Below are 20,833 nucleotides of genomic sequence, written 5' to 3' on the forward strand. Positions count from 1 at the left end.
GACGTTCGGAGGGATCTCGGAACAGCGGGAAATGGAATTGGGGCCGCTGTTTACGCGGCCCCGGCGAACGTTCGTGGTAATGGATGAACGATTGGGGTAGGAGTTTGAATCCTCTCGCCCCGACCATCCCCTCGATCTCGTCCTCGGGTTGCCCCATGGAGAAGCAGGCTCGGCGCATCATTGTCCACGGCATGGTGCAGGGCGTGGGTTTTCGCTACTTCGTCCAGCGGGCCGGGAAGCGCTTGGGGCTGGCCGGAGATGTCTGCAACCTGCCGGATGCGACTGTGGAGATCCTGGTCGAGGGGAATGCGGCCGAGCTTGACGAATTCATCAGGGAAGTGCGGAAGGGACCGCCCATGGCACATGTAGAGCGACTCGAGATCCTTGACATTGCTGTCAGCGGCAGGAATCCAACGTTTATGGTCGAAGGATGGTGAGGTGAAAATGGACCAGCTGAAGGCGAAGATTCGTGAGATCCCGGATTGGCCCAAGAAAGGCATCCTGTTTTACGACGTCACCACTCTGCTCAAGAACGGGCAGTGCTTTTATGAAGTCGTCAACGCCTTGACGACGCCTTTCGAAGACAAGCAGGTGGACCTGGTGGTAGGGATTGAGGCCCGCGGATTCATACTCGCACCCACCGTTGCCTATGGCCTCAAGGCGGGGTTCGTGCCGGTGAGAAAACCCGGGAAGTTGCCTGCGGCGATCCACAAAGTGACCTACGACCTGGAATACGGGACCGATTCGCTGGAGATCCACCAGGACGCGATTGAACCCGGCCAGCGGGTGCTGATCGTGGATGATCTCATCGCGACCGGGGGAACTGCCAGAGCAGTCGCCGACATCGTAGAGAAGATGGGCGGCATCGTCGTCGGTCTCGCCTTCATGGTGGAACTGACCGCTCTGAAGGGACGCCAGCGCATAACCAAATACAAGGTCACCAGCATCCTTAAGTATTGACGTCCGACTTCTGGCCTCCGACTTCGCGCGGGGACAGGGGCCCGCAGTCAGGAGTTACGGTCATAGAAGAATCGGGAGAGTCGGTCCCCGTTTAAAGACACGCGCAAATGCCGGCCGAAAACAGAACCGCCGATGGGAGGCGATAAATTTTCCGCGTCCATCGGCGGTTCCTTTTTCAGATCTCGAAATTCCGACTCCTGCTCCCTTTAAGACGAGGCGGTTTGCAGCCGCCTGGGGCCGGCGTCGACCACCTGTTGCGGGCAGCCTTCGGCGAAAAGCTTGAAATTCTCAATGTAGCGGGCTGCCAGCGCGTCATACTTCATCCAATATTCCTGCTTGTTGCCCCAGGCGCTTGATGGTTCCAGGACATCCTCCGGCACGTCGGGGCAGGACATCGGGACTTCGAAGCCGAACAGCTTGTCCTTCCGGAACGGCACCTTGTTGAGCTTGCCGTCCAGCACCGCATTGAGCATATTACGCGTGTGGCGGATGCTGATGCGCTTGCCGACGCCGAACTTGCCTCCCACCCAGCCGGTGTTGACCAGCCAGCAGCGGGCGTCCTGCTTCTCCATCTTCTGGCGCAGCAAGTCCGCGTAATAGAAAGGATGGTGCACCATGAAGGGCCCGCCGAAGCAGGCGCTGAAAGTGATTTCCGGCTCGATGCCGAGGCCCATCTCGGTGCCGGCAATCTTTGAAGTGTAACCGCTGATGAAGTGGTACATCGTCTGGTTCATGTCCAGACGCGCGATCGGAGGGAGAACGCCCGATGCATCGCATGTGAGGAAGATGACGTTCTTGGGATGCGTGGGGCTCATCTTCTCCGGCATGGCATTCGGGATGAACTCCAGGGGGTAGGAAGCGCGCGTGTTTTCCGTGGTGCGGTCGTCGTCCAGATCGGCCCGTCTCGTGGTGAGATCGTAGACGACATTTTCGAGGATCGTGCCGAACTTGCGCGTGCAGCCGTAAATCTCCGGCTCGTGTTCGGCCGAAAGACGGATTGCTTTGGCGTAGCAGCCGCCCTCGAAATTGAAGACGCTTTCGTCGCTCCAACCGTGCTCGTCGTCGCCGATCAGCTTGCGCCGTGGATCGGCAGAGAGGCTGGTCTTGCCGGTGCCGCTGAGACCGAAGAACAGAGCGACATCCCCTTGCTCGCCCACGTTAGCCGAGCAGTGCATGGCCATGACGTTCTGCAACGGCATCAGGAAATTCATGATAGTGAAGACCGATTTCTTGATCTCACCGCCGTAGCTGGTGTTGGCCACGATCGCCAGCCGCTGGGCGAAGTTGATCACGATAGCGGTCTCGGTAGCGGTTCCATCCACCATCGGCTCACATTTGAACGACGGAACGGCAATGACCGTGAACTCGGGGATGTGCTTCTTGTAATCATCCTGAGTGCGCGGCTGGATGAACATGTTGCGGGCGAACAAGCTCTGCCAGGCGCTTTCGGTGATGATGCGGATCGGCATCTGGTAGTTGGGATCGCCGCCCACATAACAATCCTGGACGAAAAGCTCCTCGCCCTGCAGGTAAGCCTGCAGCCGGGCGAGCAGGCCGCTGAACTTGTCCGGAGCCATCGGGCGGTTGTAGATGCCCCACCAGATCTTGTCTTCAGTCGATTCTTCCCGGACGATGTACTTGTCGTTGGCTGCGCGTGCGGTCCACTTGCCGGTGTTGAGAATCAGCGGGCCGCCGTGGCAAAGGTGAGCTTCCCCGCGGAAAATGGCCTCTTCATACAGCGCCTCCGCGGGCAGGTTCCAGAAAACCCTGTCCAGATACCGGAGGCCGTGATTCGCCAGTTTGAAATCACTCGCCAGATCGCCTGCCTGTTTTGACGCCGGTGTGTCGAATTCGAGATACTTTGTCATAGCCAATCCCTCACTAGTTTTCTCTGTCCAATGTACAGTTCGTTGGGCGAATTCGGATCCAGCGCCCACTTGATGCGCTCGATACCCTCGGTGATGTCCTTCACCGAGCCGCAAGTCGACAGGCGCAGGTAACCATCCATTCCGAACTCGACGCCCGGAACCGTAGCCACTCGGACCTTGTCCAGCAGGAAAGCAGCCAGCTTCGTGGAGCTCTTGTTGTAGTGGCTGAAATCCGCAAAGCAGTAGAAGGTGCCGTCGGGCTTGGTGACCCTGACGCCTTCAAAGGCCTTCAGCCTCTCAATCATGATGTTACGGTTGTTTTCCAGCGTCATGCGCAGGCTTTCCACGCTTGATTGCAGCCCGTTGAGAGCTCCAACCGTCGCCAGTTGCGTGACTGCGGACGGTCCCGAGGTCTGGTGCCCCTGGATATTGGTCATGACTGAAATGAGCTGCTTGTTGGCCACCGCCCATCCGATGCGGAAACCCGTCATGGCATATTGTTTGGATGCGCCATTGACGACGATGAGCTTTGAGTTCTCCGACAGGTCTTTGGCGTACTTGTAGCAGCTGATCGGCTTCCTGCCGTCAAAGATCAGCCGGTGGTAAATGTCATCCATGATCAGCCACAGGCCGCGCTTCTCGCAAAACTCCACGATTTCGGCGATGAACTGCTCCGAGTACATGGCTCCCGAGGGATTGTTGGGGCTGTTGATGATGATGGCCTTGGTGTAAGAGGTGACCACCTGCTCGATATCACGCAGGCACGGGTAAAAAGTGCCGTCTTCCGGCCGTACCGGCACCGGGACGCCTCCGCACAGCTTCACCATCTCGGGGTAGCTGACCCAGTAGGGAGCGGGAAAGACCACTTCCTCCTGAGGGTTGACCAGGGCCTGCAAGGCAACCATGATCGCCTGTTTGGCTCCGCTGCTGGCGATGACGTGCTGCGGCGTCACCCGCCGGCCATAGAAATCTTCGGTGTAGCGGATAATGGCCTGTTTGAGCGCCGGGACGCCATCCGCGGGGGTGTAGCGGACTTCTCCCGAATTGAGTAGCGACACCGCGCTGATGATCGCATCGAGGGGGGCCTTGGACTTAGGCTCGCCACCGCCCAGATGAATGATCGGCTCCCCCTTCGCCTTCAGTATGGCCGCGGTCTCGTTAAGCTTCAGGGTCGCCGATGCGCTAATGGATTTTCCGATCAGGCTTAAGCTCATCGTTCTTCCTCTTTAAGTTTGAGTTCGTCACTGCTTATCAATCATCGCCGCGCCCGGGAACCCGGATCCTGATCGCTCGGTTTTGTTCGCCCCAGTTGCCACGGATGGCCGTCTTCGACCGGAGGCCACACTGGAGTTTGGAAGCCATGGCAGGAGCACCGGACACCGATCAGGAAAGCAGGGCAGGGAGCGGAGAACGGTTTGTCCCCCGGTTTCGGAAACCTGCAGCCGAGATGCGCCGCAGTTGCCTGAAGCCCAGAGTTCCCTAATAAAAATGGCTGGTCTCAATTGCCCAAAGCACGACAAATTGAGAGCGCATTATATCAAAAAACCGGAACTGTTATCCCTTTTTCAGAAGAATCTCAACGCAGAGTCCGCTGAGAGCGCAGAGTCCGAGGGCTCAAAATCCGATTGCGGATTTTCCTGGTTACTCCCCCGGCAAAACTCTTTATAATGCGACTGTCTCGCTAACCCGGATTATTCTTGAACGTGCAGCCAAAATGCAGTTTTGGACGCGGAAAAACGCTGACCGACGCCGACTGTTCGGTCTTGGTCGGTTTGCAAAAGCTCTTGCCGGCGTTTATCCGTGTCCAATATTCTCCTTTTTCACGGGCGAGCGGTTCTGCTTCATGAATAATTCAGGCTAAAGACCTGCATACTAAAAGTTTAGTTAAAATCGGCATGATTTCGCCAGGTACCTCCTTGGTTTGATGGTACGCACCAACGCACGTATCCGTGAAAGGACACCAGCATGATTAGAAAGAAAGTAACGACAGCCACGGCTATCGTCCTGCTGCTGGCACTGTCGGTCTTTGCACAATCAACTTCGATTAAGGTGGACGGGAACGTAATCAAGAGCTACATCGCAACCATGGCAGATGCTGCGCATCAGGGAAGAAGGTCGCTCACCCCCGGTTATGAAAAGACTGCCGAGTGGGCCGCCGGGCTGTTTAAGCAGTGGGGCCTGAAACCTGCCGGCGAAGACGGCACCTATTTCCAGAAGGTGCCGATTCTGCAGTCTGCTCAAGCGACGTTTGCCTACAGACTGGGAGTTCCGGAGTTCATCATCGGCGGACGGAGCTTCTATGTCAGAGACAATGATTTTTCCATTGATCCCTCAACGCCGGCGGGTGCCAAAGTCACCGGCGAAGTCGTGTTCGTTGGCTACGGCATTTCAGTGCCGGCAAAAGGCCTGGACGAGTATACGGTCGATGTGAAGGGAAAGATCGTCCTGGCATTTGCCGGTTCGCCCAAGGACGCGCCGTCCGCATCGGGTCGGATGGGTGGCGCACAACCGCCGCCTCCGGCAAGCACCGAGGACTGGGCTAGAGAATCGACCAACGCTGAAAAGGCCCAAGTGGCCTATAACAAGGGAGCGGCGGGGATTCTGCTTTACACTCCGCCGGCTGCTGCCGCCGGTGGCGGTGGCCGTGGCGGTCCTGCGGCTCCTGCGGCCGCGCCCCAGGCCAGAGGGCAGGCGCAGCCTCAGGCGGACATTTCCCCGTTCAAACGCCCGTTTGTCGTTGCATCGATTTCAATCCCCGTTTCAGCCACCGTCCCCGCCGACGAGCGCGTGTTCCGCTGGATCATGTGGCGAGATGCGGAGCAGTCCCTGAGCGAATTCAACGCCACGATCGCCCAGATGCGCCGCGATATCCGGGACAAGAAAGCACAGACCAGGAGCACCGGGCTGAAGGCCACGATCAAGGGTTACGACTCGATCACCCTTTACGGCGACAAGTTTAAAAACAACTTCTCGCGCAATGTGCTCGGCATGATTGAAGGGACAGATCCGAACCTGAAAAATCAGTATGTCGGGCTTGGCGGTCACATGGATCACCTGGGAGTCACCAATGGCGTAGTTATGAACGGCGCCGATGACAACGCTTCCGGGACGGCCGTCGCGATGGAAATCGGGCGCCTGCTCGCGGTCAACAAGGTGCAACCCAAGCGCACGATCATTATCGGCCTGTGGTGCGGCGAGGAACAGGGCCTTCTGGGCTCCAATTACTGGGTGGCCCACCCGACCGTGGGCGTGTCAATGGACCGCTTTGTCGGTTATTTCAATATGGATATGGTCGGATTGGGTGACGCCATCGGCGTGCCCGGGGCGCTGAACTTTCCGCAGATTTACGACATCATCAAGCGCAACCAGGATCCGAACATCAAGCTGAGCAGCGAGAATATGGCCGGTCCCGGCGGCAGCGATTATTCGGCCTTCATTAACCTCGGCATTGAAGCGATCGCCTGTATGACCAGCGGCGGCGTCGGCCATCCGGATTATCACCAATCCGGCGACGACACCGAGAAGATCGATCAAAAGATCCTGGGCCAGACGGGCCAGTGGGTTTTGCAGGGAGTACTCAATCTCGCCAATGAGACCCAGGCGAATCTCCTGATTCCGGACCGTCAGCACATCTACAATGCCGAGCGTCTCAATGTCACTGACATGCGCGGCGGCCCGCAGCCTGCGGCCAGGGGGGGCGAGGGCCAGCAGGGTGGCAGAGGCGGAGGTGGTGCGGCCTGGCGCTCTGTGGATGCGTCCAGTAATGCCGACCTGGTGAACCTGGTCAACAATCGGATCAAAGAACTGGCGACGCCGGCACAGACCACTGCTGCCGCAGCACCTGCCGCAGGGCGTGGTGGTGGCGGTGGCGGCTTTGGCGGCGGCACCCGCTATACTCTGGGGGTGCGCGACGCCGGCATGTTTGACGGCAACATTCCCTTCCTGCTTCAATCCGCGATGCTCCTGAATTTTGGACGCGTTGATGTCCCGGCCAACGACGGGACCTGGTTCAATTTCAATAGCGGGGTCAGCACCAAGGGTCGTGAAGCGGTGAAGGCCATGGAGGCCAACAATATCGTCATCAACCTGATCGACCCGTCGAGCAAGCTGCTCAGCGACATGCTCGACGCCACCTCCAAGTCATTCCTGGTGACGCTTACCGGCAACGCGCCCATCGATCAGGCGCTGATCACGAAGATGAACCAGAAGAACACGCTGCTGCTGTTCGAATGCGATTTCACAGACCCGCAGGGCTGCGTGACTAAACTGCAGAACTACAAGAAGCAGTTCGGCGACACCGACAATCTCGTAGTTTCAGCGAAACCTGTCCAAGCCAGCCAGCTTGACGCAGCGAAGAAAACAATCTACCTGAGCCTGGTCAAGAGCGGCTGGACGCAGGAGCAGATCTATGCCGTCTTTGGGCAAGGCTCCGGCGGTGGCGGTGGCGGCGGTGGTGGCCGTGGCGGCGGTGGCGGCAACCTGTCCAAGCTGTCTCCCCCGGCCCAGGGTGGCAGAGGCAACTAATCCAAGCAACGCAGCAGGGGCACGGCGCTCCGTGCCCCTGCCATTTTCTCATGACCCTGCGCGACTATCACGTTCACTCCAACTATTCTGCCGATGCGCACGCAACCATGGAGGAGATGTGCCGGGCCGCCATAGCGCTGGGTGTTCCGGAGATCGGCTTTGCTGAACATTACGATCTGCATCCCGACGAAAAGCCGCGTGACTGGCTCCGGCTCGATCCCTGGCTCGAGGAGTTGGAGCGTTGCCGTGCCGCGTTCGACGGCCGGCTGGTGATCAGAGCCGGAATCGAGATCGGAGAGCCGCACCTGTTCCAGGTGGAGATGAAGAGAATCCTGGCGCGCGCGCCGTTCGACTACGCCATCGGCTCGCTGCACTGGGTGGGACGCAACAGCATCTTCGATCACGGGTACTTTCAGCAGCCCGCCCCGGAAGCATTCGGGCTATATTTTCAAGAGCTGGAACGCATGACGCGGGCCGGCGGCTTCGATGTGCTCGGTCACCTCGATGTGCCTGTCCGCACTGCCTTTGCCCATTATGGCAGCTACGATCCGCGCCAGTACGAAACCCTGATCCGTCCTGTGCTGCGCAATTGCATCGAACACGGCATTGCCCTCGACGTAAACACCTCCGCGCTGCGACGGCAGGCCCGGGTCCTGCTTCCGGATCTGGAAATCTTGCGCTGGTACGCAGAGATGGGCGGCATGCGCGTGACCCTCGGCTCAGATGCGCACCGGCCCGAGGAGGTGGCTGAGCACTTCGACGTGGCTTTGGAAGCCATCAAGACATCCGGAATCAGAAATGTCGTGCAGTATGAACGGCGGCTGCCACGCCTGATCCCGATTTAGCATCTCCAGTTGGTGGCGGCCCGGCTGCGTTGCGAACTTCACACTCCGTGCGGGTGGGATTTCCTGATAAGGTGGACGAAAGGATTATTTCCATCGACAACAAGGCCCGCTCCGGAGGGCGGGCCCGTATGGTCGAAGGCAAGCGCGGCTCACCCTACTTCTTCGCCTTGACGGTGACGTGCGTGTGCGGGCCGGGGGCACCCGCGAGGTGGAACCCGTCCATTCCGGGGATATGGATCTCCGAGAGAAAATATTGATTGTCCGCCCGGTCGAATACTACCAGGGCCTCATTTCCCGGACGCTGGCTGAGCCGAGTGACAATGGGTACCATGATGGTTTCGCTGCTCTTGGTGTTTACCACCCTGACCACCGAGCCGGCGACGTCCGGCTTGAATTCATAGGATCCGGCCGGCAGCACCTTGGTGCCTGCGTGAAACTCAAACGGAATCTCGGCCAGCGCCCGCGGACTCACCTGGGACAGCCCCAAGATCGGACTCAGTAGAACCACCGCCAGAGTCGCCAAAACACTTTTTCTCATTGGGTCCTCCTTTTTCACCTGATTGTTCACCTAGGATGCCTCCTGGAAAAATAGAACAGGAATCCCCTCTAGAGATTCTGTCTGCACTCGAAGCCAAGGCCCGCTTCAGGGAGCGGGCCATGGTAAAAACAGGAATGGGCGAGGCGCGGATCCTATTTCTTCGCCTTGACAGACACGTGAGTATGTTTGCCCCCAGCGCCCTTTACCAGCAGACCGTCCTGGCCGGGTATGAATACCTCGGTGAGGTAATATTCGCTTGCCGTCTTGTCGAACACGATCTCGCCGTCGGGAGGCACCTTCTTGCTGATAGTAGTGATGACGGGTACCATGATGGTCTCTCTCGTCTTCGTGTTTGTCACCTTCAGAACATCCGTGTTGGTATCCAGCCTGTATTCATAGTTTCCTGCAGGCAACGATTTGCCGTTCGCGTAAAAGCTGAATTCGATGGTCGCCGCCACACCTGGGACTGGAGTCTGAGCAAGACTGAGGAGCGGAAGCAACACAAGCACTGCAAAAACTGCGATGATCCTACTCATGCAATCCTCCGTTTCTGTGTAGCATGTACGTCCTCATATTCTCCGCCGATACTTCATAAGTAGCTCTCTAATAATAGAATCAGGCAGGAACTGCCTTAAGTCAAGAAACGTATGAGGGCTGAGCATCATGCGGCCTCAATAACGACCTGGTCTATGAGCTCTCCGGAGCAGTCCGGGTGCATCCCGAGCGGAAAATCGAAATATTGTCTTTTTGCCTCAGGAGCCGGCGTGGGACGAAAAAATCTGATTGTCGGCAGTACAGGGCGGTACTGGGTAGCGGCGTTTGTCTCAGAACCCGCGGCGAAGCGACGGCCATGATCCAGATGGCCGTGCGCAGCCGCGCCGTCCATGTCATCGGCGGCAGTTGCGTTGAACGGTGCCTGGACTCCTGGATCTATCCCGGCGTTGGGGCAATGTAAATTTTGTTGTTATCCGTCTGCTGGAAAATCTTGCCGGTCTTGGGGCATTTCACGGCATTTCTCAACATGATGAGAAGACTCGAGGGTACGCTCCGACCGGCATACACTGTGCCGATGCTGGTTTTTTCCGGCGGACCGTCGTTGAGTACCACAGACACCCCCATCGAGTGGGTAGCGGAGCAATCGTCGCAATAGACGTGGATCATGTATCTAGACATGGCTGTCTCTCCGGGATTTATTTGGAGCATAGCATACCAGTGGTTCTTGAAACCATTCTAATCTCTGCTGACTAAAGGTCTAAGACTACTAGATTGGCGGTGCCTTGAAGCGCCGTGCCCGTGTCCCGGCTCCGGAGCTCAAGCCAGCGCGAGGAGGGACTCCTCGACGGCACCCTGGACCACTTGAATCTTGTAAGCGTTGTCTCGTAGCGGGTTGGCTCCCTCGGCAGCCGCCTGACCCGCTGACGCGGCGAGGGTGCTGTCGATCTTCTTGCCGATCAAGAGCTTCTCTGCAGCCTCGACTCTCCATGGGTACGGGCCAACCCCGCCCAGCACGATGCGCGCCCTATTGACACTGTCATTCTCGTACTGCAACACCACCCCAACGCTGGTCAGGGCGAAATCCCAGGCGCGGCGCGCGCGGATCTTACGATAGGAGCTGCGCACGTTGCCGCTGATCGGCGGAAGATGAATCTCCGTCACGATTTCATTGGGCAGCAGGATGTTCTCTTTTTTGATGTCTTTATCAGGCCCTACGAAGAAGTTTTCTATCTTGACGGCCTTGCTTCCGGCCGGGCCTGCAATCAGCAGTTGGGCTTGCAGCGCCACGAGGGCGACTGCCGTGTCCGATGGGTGCACGAAAAAGCAGGGGCCGCCGCCAAAGATGGCGTGATACTGGTTTTCACCGTCCACTGCGTAGCACATGTCGCCGGCTTTCCGGGCACAAGGGAAGTCGCCCCGGTAGTACCAGCAGCGGGGCCGCTGGCAGATGTTCCCACCGATGGTCCCCTGGTTGCGCAGCTGGGGGCTGGCCACCTCGGCTGCCGCCTGTGCCAGCACGGCATATTTTTCTGCAATTGAGGCAGTGGAGGCGACCTCTGCAACCGTCGTGAGTGCTCCGATCTTCAGCCCGCCATCGGGCCTGGCGGAGATCCCTTTCAGTTCCTTCAGACCGCTGATGCTGACGATTTTCTCCACCGGGAAAGTCTCGTCACGTACGCATCCCAGCAGATCCGTCCCCCCCGCATGAAGGATGGCTCCTTTGGTGCCCAGAGCCTTGATCGCCGCCGCGACCGAGCCGGCTTTCACATAAGCAAAGTTTTTCATCATGGCTCATCCCCTTTTCTTCTTACTGAGCAGTTCCAGGATAGTTCTGGGATCGATCGGACCATGAGTAGGCCTCACGCCGATGGCGTCATAAACTGCATTGGCGATCGCCGAGGCGGCCGGAACGTGCGCGGGCTCACCCAAGCCTTTGCAACCGACGATGTTGCACTCGGTGTCTTTGAGATCGATGGGCAACACCTGATGATTCGCAGGAACATCGAGTGCCGTAGGCACCTTATAGTCGTGAAGGTTCGCGTTGCACATTTTCCCCGTTTGCCGGTCCATCACCCGCTTTTCCGTCAGCGCATAGCCCAGGCCCATGGTCATGCCTCCGAAGACCTGGTTGTCGAAGGTCTTTCGGTTGATCACGCGCCCGCTCTCATTCGCACCGAGAAGTCGCACAACTTTGACCTCGCCGGTCTTGGTGTTGACCTCCACTTCGGCAAAGTGGGCCCCGAAGGGCATGATCGCCTTGTTTGCCGGATTCGGATCCCGGTTGCCGATGCCGATGACATCCCTGACTCCGTGCGCCTGCATCAGCTCCTGCACGGTTCTTTTCTTATCGGGGCTGCTGCGGCTGACAATGGATCTGTCCTGCAATTCCAGGTCGTCCGCGGGAACGCCGAGGGTTTGCGCTGCCCAGCCGAAGAGCTGCCGTTTGACGAGCCACGCACCGCGACGCACCGCAGGGATCAGGCCGGGCAGGGTCATGCTGCCCCCACTGCTCTGGGCGTAAGGTGTGACGGCGGTGTCCGCATTTATGATCCGGACATTCTCGAGTGGTATCCCCAATTCCTCGGCAGCGACCATGCAGGCGACCGTCTTGGTCCCGGTCCCGAGATCCAGGGCTCCCGTCTTGAGGGTTACGCCGCCGTCCAAAAACATGCGGATTTCGGCCGTATAAGGCGGTGAGCCGCTGCCGGCTTGCCACAGGCCGGCAGCCACGCCGAAGCCTCGCTTGATATGACCGTCGCTCTTTCGGGCAGCCCGCGCTTCCTTCCAGCCGAACGCCTTCGAGCCCTGGATCAGGCATTCCTTCAAGCCGGCGCTGGTATAGGGCGCATTCCTGGACTGGCTGAAGTCGGTGAAGTTCTTGAGCCGGAACTCCACCGGATCCATGCCGAGTTTTTCGGCCAGCATGTCCATCATCTGTTCCAGGCACCAGTTGCCGGCAGGGAAACCGGGCGCCCGGAACGCGCGCCCGCGACCTGCATTGATGTAGTACGTGCTCTCGCTGATCTGGACATTGGGACACTTATAGAGTTCGCCTACCTGAAATCCCACGCCGGTCCCGGCCGAGTAGGCGCCGGCGGCGGCCACGTTGGTAAACTGCAAAGCGGTCAGAGTTCCATCTTTTTTCACGCCCGCCTTCAGCGTCATCCTGGCGTCAGGCCTGTTGCCCACGGCGAGAAGAGTCTCTTCGCGCGAAAGCATCAGCTTCACGGGCCGGCCTGTCCTGCGCGCCAGCAGGGCCGCGATGACCGTATGCTTGCCGAGCTCCAGCTTGGAACCGAAGCCACCGCCGAAATAGCGGCATATCACCCTCACGTTGTTGATGGGCACGCCCATGATGGAGGCGAAGGAGAGGAGGACGGCATCGTAAACGCCCTGTGTGGAATCCCAGATCGTCACCTTATCCCCATCCCACTTTACCACCGACCCGTGGGCTTCCATCGGGACATGGATCTGGAAGTTGGTGTAGAAGTTCTCCTCCAGAACCACGTCGGCCTCGGCGAAACCTTTGGCTATGTCACCCCTTTTGGTCACGCGCGGATCGCCCGTGGTGTTGCCGCTTTCGTGGATCTTTGGCGCGCCGGGTTTTAAAGCTGACTCTTCATCGATGACAAAAGGCAACTGCTCGTAAGCGACCTTGATCGCCTTGACGGCGTCCCAGGCCTGGTAGGGAGTGCGAGCCGCCACTGCGGCAATTTCATCCCCCTCATAGCGACAGTGAGGATCGAACAGCCTGCTCTGCGCCGTCCGGCCGCCGTACCACGGCAGGTCGGCGCCGGGAGATTTCCCGGTGAGTACGGCCACCACGCCCGGCATTTTCTCCGCAGCACTCGTGTCCACGTTCTTCACCATGGCGTGAGCGTGCGGGGAGCGCAGGATCGCGGCATAGAGCATGTCGGGGAGGATCACGTCGTAGGTGTATTCGGCGGCGCCGGAAACCCGCTCGTAGGCGTCGACACGGGGGAGTGCCTTGCCGACGATGCGCGTCTCGCCCCACGGCTGAATGGTTTCCTGAGGTTGCGGGGCTTGCGCTGAAGATCCCGAACGGAAGGACTCTTCTAGTTCGTCGTAGTAGTCGCTCATGCCACACCTCCCTTCCTGCGCAATTCGCCGGCCTTGGCGGCAGCCCTGAAGATGTGCTGATAGGCGGCGCAGCGGCACAGATTCCCGCTTACACCGGCGCGGATCTGGTCCAGGGTCGGATTGGGATTCTGGCGCAACAGACCCTCGACGGCCATTATCTGCCCCGGAGTGCAAAAGCCGCACTGGAAGGCGTCTTCCTCCGCGAAGGCCTGCTGGACGGGTCCGAGCTTTTCGCCATCCATCAAACCCTCGAGCGTCGTGATCTCATGTCCCTCTGACTCGACAGCCAGCATCATGCAGGCGTAACGCGGTTTGCCGTCGATCAGGACGGTGCACGCGCCGCACTCCCCGCGCTCGCAGCCGATCTTGGTGCCTGTGAGCCCCAGAACATCACGCAGGATGTAAAGCAGCGTCCAGCGCGGCTCCACGACGATCTTCCGTTTTGATCCGTTGACGGCCAGGTTGACGGTGACTGCATCGCCAACGGCATCTATCTCCTGCGCGGCCGCTACGGGGGCGTTTCCTATGGTTGCGGCGGCGACCGCTCCTGCGCCGACCGAAGACAGGAAACCTCTGCGGCTTATCCCCTGGTGTGACTTGCAGCATTTCTCCTCGGGATCTTGAGGCATAAAGGAGCCCTCCACAATTGCCTTCCAGCATCTTTATGACGTTCTTACCTGTTCGACCACCCCCCATCTCACACCAGAGGGGGCCTTTAGATCAAGATGATTGTTACGTCTGTGGGAGTCTTTGCGTCTTCGCGGTTCAGAAGGAGGAGGTGAAATGCAAAAGCAGGAGGGTGACCATCCCGGGGGCGCACAGCAGAAGGATCATCGGCAGGCCATCAATTCCAGTGGCCCTTACCTTTTGTGCGGCTGATGCCGAAATCGAAGCCCGCATTGGCATAGCCGAAAACCAGCAAATATTCGCCTGGTTTCAAATCGTCTTCCGGCGCGACGGAAAAGGACTCATCGGAATAAACAGTAACCGTCACATTCTGGATCTCCTGCTTCTTGAATCCGCCCTTGTTTTCCGTCGTGGCAGCCGAAGATGAGGTCCGGATCGTGCGGCTGTCTTTCTTGCGCGTCAACTGCACGATCATGGCTTCCTTCGATGAGCCGACGCCGCGAACATAAAAAACGGGCCGGGGAACAGGAATTTGCGCCGCGGCCTGGGCTCCCGTGTAAGTCACGGTAAGGTCGAGATTGAAATAGCCGTAAGTATCCATGAACTGTTCCATGCCCTTGCTTTTCATGTCAGCCATGGAGGCGGGTTCGAGCTTGATCCACTGCGCATCTCCCTGCCGGAAGTAGACGCCCGGCGTCACAGGCATGCCCGGCGGCGGAGCCGGTTTTGGCGCTTGCATCATGAGAACCAGCAGGAGACCCAGGCAATTCATAGCCATAATCCTAGCATAATTCCCGTGCGCGGATGGCGCTATGGAACATGGCTGGTTGCCGCCGCCCTCGAAGTGTCACGCTCCGACAGGCAGATTCCATGAGTAGCTGAATTGATAGAGGTAGAATGCCGGCGTTTGGCTGACTAAAATTTCGCTTGATTAGCCGGACACGCCGTTTACCATATCGGCGGGAATCTCCACACTGGCGAAATGTGTGGTTCGAGGAGATGTTGATGTCCCATAGCAGTAAGAAATCGCTCTGGTTACTGTTGCTGATCCCTGTCATTTTCCTCCTCTGGTACTCTGCCCGGGGCAGGGTCAGTCAATCCGGCGACGGTACCGTGACGCCGGCAGATGAGCGCCGGCAAGGCCAGGCGCAACCGCGGACCGATACTCTGCCGGCGATAACAGGAGCCACCGGCATCAGTATGCCGCGGGAACTCTATCTCGGCGGTGAACCCGGAGCGCCGGTCAAAATAGAGGTATTCTCGGATTATCAATGCCCCAAATGCCGCGATTTTTACCTGCTGACTTTGAAGCCTTTACTTGCCGACTACGCCAAGGCGAACAAGACCGATAAGATTTACATCGTGTACCGTGATTACCCGCTGGAGATGCATCAGTTCGCACGCAAGGCCGCGCGTTTGGCACTGGCAGCGGAACGTCTAGGCCGAGATCGATGGCTGCGGGTGGTGGATGCGCTCTACAGGGAACAGGATCAATGGTCGCAGGACGGCAATATCGGGGCAATCCTCGCAAAGGTGTTGGATCCGACGGACTTGGTGAGGGTGGCGAAGCTGGCTGCCGATCCTGCGACTGACGCCGCCGTCGGCCAGGAGATCATGTTGGCCCAAAGCCGCAACATCATTTCAACCCCCACATTTTTCATCACCGCCAGCACAGGCCTGCGCCAGCGGGTCGAAGGCATGATTACCTTCACCACGCTGAAAGATTTCATCGACCGGCTGCTCACCCAATAGGCGGCGCGGAGACCGCCCCTCCTGCGTCAGCTGCATTCCGATGATTTTTTTCGGCCGCGCGCCCACATCTTACGTAATTACAGGTAGCGAAGTTCGAAATGTGCCCGATGCCACCGGTTCGCTTAGCCGAACTACTGGAGCAGATCTCATGCATACCAGACTAACCTTGGTTCTAGCCGCCTTTTTCTTTTCCTTGCCGGTCTGGCAAGGTTTTCTTTCTCCATCGAAAGCGGCGTACAAAGAGGTGGTTGCTGCCGGCCGGCAGAAGGCGACGCCCCCTCCCGAACGGCAGAAGAGCAAACCTGCCGATCTCCAGAAAGCCAAAGCAAGGGAACGCGCGCTTCCCGACCAACACAAGAAATGGGTTGACGAGGATGTGCGTTACATCATCAGGCCTGAGGAGAGAGACACGTTCATGGCCCTCACCACTGACGAAGAACGGGAAAATTTTATCGAGCAATTCTGGCTGCGCCGGAATACGGATCTGCGCGAGGGCGGCAACCAGTTTAAGGTGGAGCACTATCGCCGGATCGCTTACGCCAACGAGCACTTCGCTTCCGGGGTGCCGGGGTGGAAGACGGATCGCGGCCACATCTACATCCTGTATGGGGAACCTGACGGGATCGACCCGCATCCCTCGGGCGGTTCCTACCAGCGGGAGTTCTGGGAAGGCGGCGGCCGGACGAGCGTATATCCCTTCGAGCGCTGGCGCTATCGTCACATTGACGGGGTAGGCGACGACGTCGAGCTCGAATTCGTGGACAAGACCTTCACCGGCGAATACCGGCTTGCAATGGATTCGGAGGAAAAGGACGCGCTTCTGACGGTCCCCAACGCGGGCCTGACCGAAAGCGAGGAGAATGGATTTACCAGGAAAGAGGATCGCGTCAATCACAGTGGCATGGGCCAGGCTGACTTCCAGAGATCCAAAGACGCGCCTTTCGAGCGCCTGGCCCGCTACTTCAACGTTCAGCGGCCCCCCCAGATCAAGTTTGCGGATCTCAAGGGAATCGTCTCGACGCGCATAATATACAATCAGCTTCCTTACAGGATGAGGACGGACTTCATCCGGATTTCGGCGACCAAAGTGATGGTCCCGATCACTATCGAGCTGGATAACAAGAACCTCGAGTTCAAGAAGGAGATGGGATTCAATCGGGCTTCGGTCAACGTCTACGGGGAAATCACTACCCTGCAGGCGCGCATCGCCGGCGAGTTCGAACACACGATCTCCACGGAGTACACTGACGAATTCTTTGAAGCCGGCAAGAACAAGCGGTCCATTTACCAGGCAATTGTATTTCTGGATGCCGGGCAGCGATACCGGCTTGACCTGATCCTCAGGGACTTGAACAGCGGCTATGTCGGCTCGCTGAGTCAGGGGTTCATGGTTCCGAAATATGATAGCGAGGAACTGCAGGCGAGTACCGTTATACTGGCAAACTCAGTCAATGGCGTTCCCCCGACCTACGATCACCTGGAGCAGTTCGTCATCGGCGACATGAAAGTGCAGCCGAACGTGAGATGCGAATACCGCAGTGGCGGGGATGTCCTGTTCCCCTATCTGCAGATCTACCACGCAGCCGTCGACCAGAGCACCCTTGAACCGTCCCTGCAGATCTCCTACGTCGTCAAGTCCGGCGATCAGGTCCTCTTGAACCTGGAGGACCCGAAGGGGAGAACGGTTCAGTACGCCTCCGGCCAGCGTGTCGTTGTTGTGGGAGCGATTTCGACCAAAGGCCTGGTGCCGGGCAAATACACGCTGGAGATAAGAGTCCTGGATAAGATCTCGAACCGGACTCTGACTGCCGGCAGCGAATTCCAGGTCATCCCGCCATCGGACCGCCAGGATCTCAAAGCAAGGAGCCGCAGATGCACGCAGACGAAAATCCGCGTTCATCTGTTTACGGACCCGCGATATGTGCGAAAACCTCCCTCGAGTGTTTCGAACTACTTACCTGCAAATCCTTGCCATTTAGGCAAGAAAAGCAAAAGATCGACGCAGAGGTCGCGGAGAAAAGTCACGCAGAAGCGAAAATTCTCCACGGCTTCTGCGCCCTCTACGTTGAGGCTTTGGGTTGTGGCTATGCCACGCCGTATATTTCATGGTCAGGATAGAGTGCGGATCATTTTCCCATGCCGATCTGAGACTGCTTTAAGCGATAATGACAGCCTCTATGTCAAGCCTGCCCCCACCAGATCCCCGCGCCGAGTATGTGCGCCGCCTCGAGGTGCGGCGCCGGGCGGCGGCGCGCGAGGCACAACTCGAAATTCGCATCGGTAACCTGCGCTTGGGTGTTTTTATCGCCGCGGTCGCCATAGCCTGGCTTTCCTTCAGATCCGCGCTCTTGTCTTCCTGGTGGCTGTTGCTTCCATTATTGGTCTTCCTGTCTCTGCTCATCCTGCACGAGCGTGTCCGCCGGGCCCGTCGGCGTTTGGAGCGGGCTGCAGCTTATTATGAGCGAGGCATTGCGCGGCTGGAGAATCGCTGGGCCGGAACCGGCGAACCCGGCGATCGGTTCCTGGACAAGTCCCACCCTTACGCCGAGGACCTCGATTTGTTCGGCAGGGGCTCTCTCTTTGAACTGGTCTGTACGGCACGAACCCGGGCCGGTGAAGAAACCCTCGCCCGGTGGTTGACTGCGCCCGCTACGCCGGAAGACATCCTTGCGCGGCAGGCAGCAGTTGAGGAACTGCGCGGCCGGCTCGATTTGCGGGAGGGCCTGGCGATTCTGGGCACCGATGTGCGTGCCGGAGTCAATCCCGACGCGCTTGCGGCCTGGGGAAATGCACCTCCGTTGCTCGATTCCCGGCGTGTTCGCCTCGCCGCCGCACTCCTGGCATCCGCTGCCATGATCACCCTTGTGCTGTGGAGCGTCTGGGGTATCAACGGCGACCTGTTTCTCCTTGTCATTTTTGGGGAAGCCGTGTTCACTTACTGTTTACGGAGGAGGGTCCGTCGGGTTGTTGAGGGCGTCGAGAGGCCCGGCCAGGATCTGGCGCTCCTGTCACAGGCTCTGGCCCGGCTGGAGCGTGAGCCGTTTACCGCCCCCAGACTCGTGGCGCTTTCCCGTGCTCTCATTACTGGAGGGCTGCCGGCATCACGCCAAATTGCCGGGTTGGATCGGTTGATCGTTCTGCTTGATTCCAGACGCAACCTGTTTTTTGCTCCTATTGCCGCACTCCTTCTTTGGGAAGTCCAGATGGCATTCGCGATCGAGACCTGGCGCAGGAAATCAGGACCGGCGGTTGCGCAGTGGCTTGCGGTGGTTGGAGAGATGGAAGCCTTGTGCGCGCTCGCCGGCTATGCCTATGAGCATCCCGACGATCCGTTTCCGGAAATGGCTCCGCCGGGCCCGTGCTTTGAGGGGGAGGGCTTGGGGCATCCGCTCCTTCCGGAGCGCACTTGCACGAGGAACGATGTCAGGCTCTGCCGGGATCTGCGCCTACTCGTGGTGAGCGGCTCGAACATGTCGGGCAAAAGCACACTCCTTCGTACCGTCGGCATCAATGCGGTTCTGGCTCAGGCCGGTGCCCCGGTACGTGCGTTGCGGCTCAAGCTTTCCCCGCTCGCCGTAGGAGCTTCGATCCTGCGGAGGGACTCGCTCCAGGAGGGAACATCCCGTTTTTATGCTGAAATCACCCGACTGCGACAGCTCGTAGATATAACTTTAGGGCCACGGCCGCTGCTCTTTCTTCTTGATGAACTCCTGCACGGTACCAACTCCCACGACCGAAGCATTGGTGCGGTAGCGGTCATCCAGGACCTGGTGCGCCGCGGAGCCGTCGGACTCTTGACTACGCACGACCTCGCCCTGGCACAGATCGCGGAAATTATGGCGCCGCGTGCCGAAAACTTCCATTTTGAGGATTTCATGGAGAACGGCAGACTAGTGTTCGACTACCGCCTGCGCCCAGGCATCGTGCGCAAAAGCAATGCGCTGGAACTCATGCGTTCCGTCGGGTTGCAGATCTGAGCCACGGGGATTTCCCCTCCATTTTCATGCCTGTGCCTTGAGTGCGGCGGATCGGTCACCGTCGAACCCCGCCCGGGGAGTGCGAGCATCATGAGGAGTGAGCAGGAACACTCATGGGTGAATGGTGAGACAGAAAGATATCACACGGAGGCCGAGCAGTATGAAATAGCTCAGCACGAGTGGAATCGACACCAGTTCCGATTTCATGGAGTGTACGGCCTCGAACCCATGGCGCGAGACCATGGTTACCAGACCCATGACGACGAACGCCAGCCCTACTCCAAGGGAAGCACCGAAATAGGTTTTATGGGTTGGGCAGCGCGCCAGCGTTTTGGCGATGAAGCAGAACGAGGCCCGCTCTCTGGGATTCCGAAGAACGAGGCGATGAATTATTGATGAAGGCATTGCCGGCAAAAACACTCAGCGCATGGCTGAGAATGAACCGGATCGCCTGCCCAATCCCCCTGCCGAAGAACAGGGGATAAAGGACAGCAGGCAACGCATTCACGAACACCGAAAAAAGAACAAGGAAGATGCACAGCGACCCTACCTTGGAGACGAACAGGGTACCTGCCTTGATCGGCAGCGGAGTCAGGATCAGGTAATCCCTGCGATCGGGAAATAGCGCATCCCACTCGAGGACGGCAACGAAGCCGATCACCACCATCGAGAAGTATATGAACAGGCACTTCTCATCGAGTGCGGCGAGATGGGCGGCTCCTCCGGAACATACCCGAGGCGGGCCTTGAATTCCATCACTCACAAGCGGTGCGGCTTCCCGAGGGGCTTTTTCCTGTCCGCCATGAGTTCGCCGCGCTCGTTGTAGTAGCAGCGGCAATGAGTGCGGAGCTCGTCGGCGAGGACGAGCGTTCGGATGTTCACTCATATGGCGAAAACGGCGTCCGAAAAGACACGCGGACTCTGTGGTCTCTGTTCCGAAAATTCTTAGGCTCAGGCAGCCTCTTCCGTTAGTTTTACTTTGTAGCCCAGATGCTCAAGTCTTTTTGCATGGTATCGACGAATTCGGTCTCGGTGAAGGCGTTCAAAGTAATCGGCGCCAAGATCACAAAACGGTTTAGTGGTTTTCAGCACGTGATAGGCAACGGTGAGAATCGAATGTGCCAAGGCAATCAGTGCTTTCTTTTT

Annotated in this window: 18 protein-coding genes; 7 read left to right on the top strand and 11 right to left on the bottom strand. The window is 58.5% G+C overall.

What is annotated here, in order from left to right:
- Positions 1-155 precede the first annotated feature (155 nt).
- Both LAP85_23585 and LAP85_23590 read left to right on the top strand, forming a co-directional pair.
- Positions 156-437, top strand: coding sequence for an acylphosphatase (locus LAP85_23585; protein MBZ5499391.1), 282 nt, complete (start codon positions 156-158; stop codon positions 435-437).
- A gap of 7 nt (positions 438-444) precedes the next feature.
- On the top strand, positions 445-960 hold the full coding sequence (locus LAP85_23590) for an adenine phosphoribosyltransferase (GenBank protein ID MBZ5499392.1): 516 nt from the start codon (positions 445-447) through the stop codon (positions 958-960).
- Positions 961-1,166: 206 nt separating this feature from the next.
- Here the strand turns inward: LAP85_23590 and pckA are convergent, their stop codons facing one another.
- Positions 1,167-2,828, bottom strand: a complete 1,662-nt coding sequence (pckA, locus tag LAP85_23595) for a phosphoenolpyruvate carboxykinase (ATP) (GenBank protein ID MBZ5499393.1) — start codon at positions 2,826-2,828, stop codon at positions 1,167-1,169.
- A complete protein-coding gene (locus LAP85_23600) occupies positions 2,825-4,042 on the bottom strand; it encodes a pyridoxal phosphate-dependent aminotransferase (GenBank protein ID MBZ5499394.1) in 1,218 nt (405 codons plus the stop codon). Before LAP85_23600 ends, pckA begins: the two co-directional genes overlap by 4 nt.
- A gap of 751 nt (positions 4,043-4,793) precedes the next feature.
- On the opposite strand from LAP85_23600, the gene LAP85_23605 reads away from it, so the two are divergent.
- Both LAP85_23605 and LAP85_23610 read left to right on the top strand, forming a co-directional pair.
- On the top strand, positions 4,794-7,352 hold the full coding sequence (locus tag LAP85_23605; protein ID MBZ5499395.1) for a M28 family peptidase: 2,559 nt from the start codon (positions 4,794-4,796) through the stop codon (positions 7,350-7,352).
- 50 nt (positions 7,353-7,402) lie between these two features.
- Positions 7,403-8,197, top strand: coding sequence for a histidinol-phosphatase HisJ family protein (locus LAP85_23610; GenBank protein ID MBZ5499396.1), 795 nt, complete (start codon positions 7,403-7,405; stop codon positions 8,195-8,197).
- Positions 8,198-8,351: 154 nt separating this feature from the next.
- Here the strand turns inward: LAP85_23610 and LAP85_23615 are convergent, their stop codons facing one another.
- The 7 genes from LAP85_23615 to LAP85_23645 form a co-directional block, all read right to left on the bottom strand.
- On the bottom strand, positions 8,352-8,735 hold the full coding sequence (locus tag LAP85_23615; GenBank protein ID MBZ5499397.1) for a hypothetical protein: 384 nt from the start codon (positions 8,733-8,735) through the stop codon (positions 8,352-8,354).
- Positions 8,736-8,887: 152 nt separating this feature from the next.
- Positions 8,888-9,271, bottom strand: coding sequence for a hypothetical protein (locus tag LAP85_23620; protein MBZ5499398.1), 384 nt, complete (start codon positions 9,269-9,271; stop codon positions 8,888-8,890).
- A 394-nt stretch (positions 9,272-9,665) separates the two neighbouring features.
- The gene (locus tag LAP85_23625) at positions 9,666-9,908 is read right to left on the bottom strand and encodes a hypothetical protein (protein MBZ5499399.1); all 243 of its coding nucleotides are present in this window, start codon (positions 9,906-9,908) and stop codon (positions 9,666-9,668) included.
- A 138-nt stretch (positions 9,909-10,046) separates the two neighbouring features.
- Positions 10,047-11,018 carry a xanthine dehydrogenase family protein subunit M gene (locus LAP85_23630; protein MBZ5499400.1) on the bottom strand — a complete coding sequence of 324 codons (972 nt, stop codon included), beginning with the start codon at positions 11,016-11,018 and terminating at the stop codon, positions 10,047-10,049.
- Between the two features lie 3 nt (positions 11,019-11,021).
- Entirely contained in the window at positions 11,022-13,331 is a 2,310-nt protein-coding gene (locus LAP85_23635) for a xanthine dehydrogenase family protein molybdopterin-binding subunit (GenBank protein ID MBZ5499401.1), read from the bottom strand.
- Entirely contained in the window at positions 13,328-13,960 is a 633-nt protein-coding gene (locus LAP85_23640) for a (2Fe-2S)-binding protein (protein ID MBZ5499402.1), read from the bottom strand. The genes LAP85_23635 and LAP85_23640 overlap by 4 nt, the downstream gene beginning before the upstream one ends.
- A 215-nt stretch (positions 13,961-14,175) precedes the next feature.
- Positions 14,176-14,730, bottom strand: coding sequence for a hypothetical protein (locus LAP85_23645; GenBank protein ID MBZ5499403.1), 555 nt, complete (start codon positions 14,728-14,730; stop codon positions 14,176-14,178).
- A gap of 233 nt (positions 14,731-14,963) precedes the next feature.
- Here LAP85_23645 and LAP85_23650 point away from each other — a divergent pair, with 233 nt between their 5' ends.
- From LAP85_23650 to LAP85_23660, 3 genes are all read left to right on the top strand, one after another.
- On the top strand, positions 14,964-15,710 hold the full coding sequence (locus LAP85_23650) for a DsbA family protein (protein MBZ5499404.1): 747 nt from the start codon (positions 14,964-14,966) through the stop codon (positions 15,708-15,710).
- Between the two features lie 148 nt (positions 15,711-15,858).
- On the top strand, positions 15,859-17,994 hold the full coding sequence (locus tag LAP85_23655; protein MBZ5499405.1) for a GWxTD domain-containing protein: 2,136 nt from the start codon (positions 15,859-15,861) through the stop codon (positions 17,992-17,994).
- The gene (locus tag LAP85_23660; protein ID MBZ5499406.1) at positions 17,888-19,687 is read left to right on the top strand and encodes a DNA mismatch repair protein MutS; all 1,800 of its coding nucleotides are present in this window, start codon (positions 17,888-17,890) and stop codon (positions 19,685-19,687) included. The genes LAP85_23655 and LAP85_23660 overlap by 107 nt, the downstream gene beginning before the upstream one ends.
- Before the next feature lie 304 nt (positions 19,688-19,991).
- On the opposite strand, the gene LAP85_23665 is transcribed toward LAP85_23660, so the two are convergent.
- Entirely contained in the window at positions 19,992-20,450 is a 459-nt protein-coding gene (locus LAP85_23665) for a hypothetical protein (protein ID MBZ5499407.1), read from the bottom strand.
- A 188-nt stretch (positions 20,451-20,638) separates the two neighbouring features.
- Positions 20,639-20,833: IS110 family transposase (locus LAP85_23670; GenBank protein MBZ5499408.1), on the bottom strand; the 195-nt coding region annotated here is incomplete at its 5' end.

The sequence above is a fragment of the Terriglobia bacterium genome (assembly GCA_020072565.1).
Classification (GTDB): domain Bacteria; phylum Acidobacteriota; class UBA6911; order UBA6911; family UBA6911; genus JAFNAG01.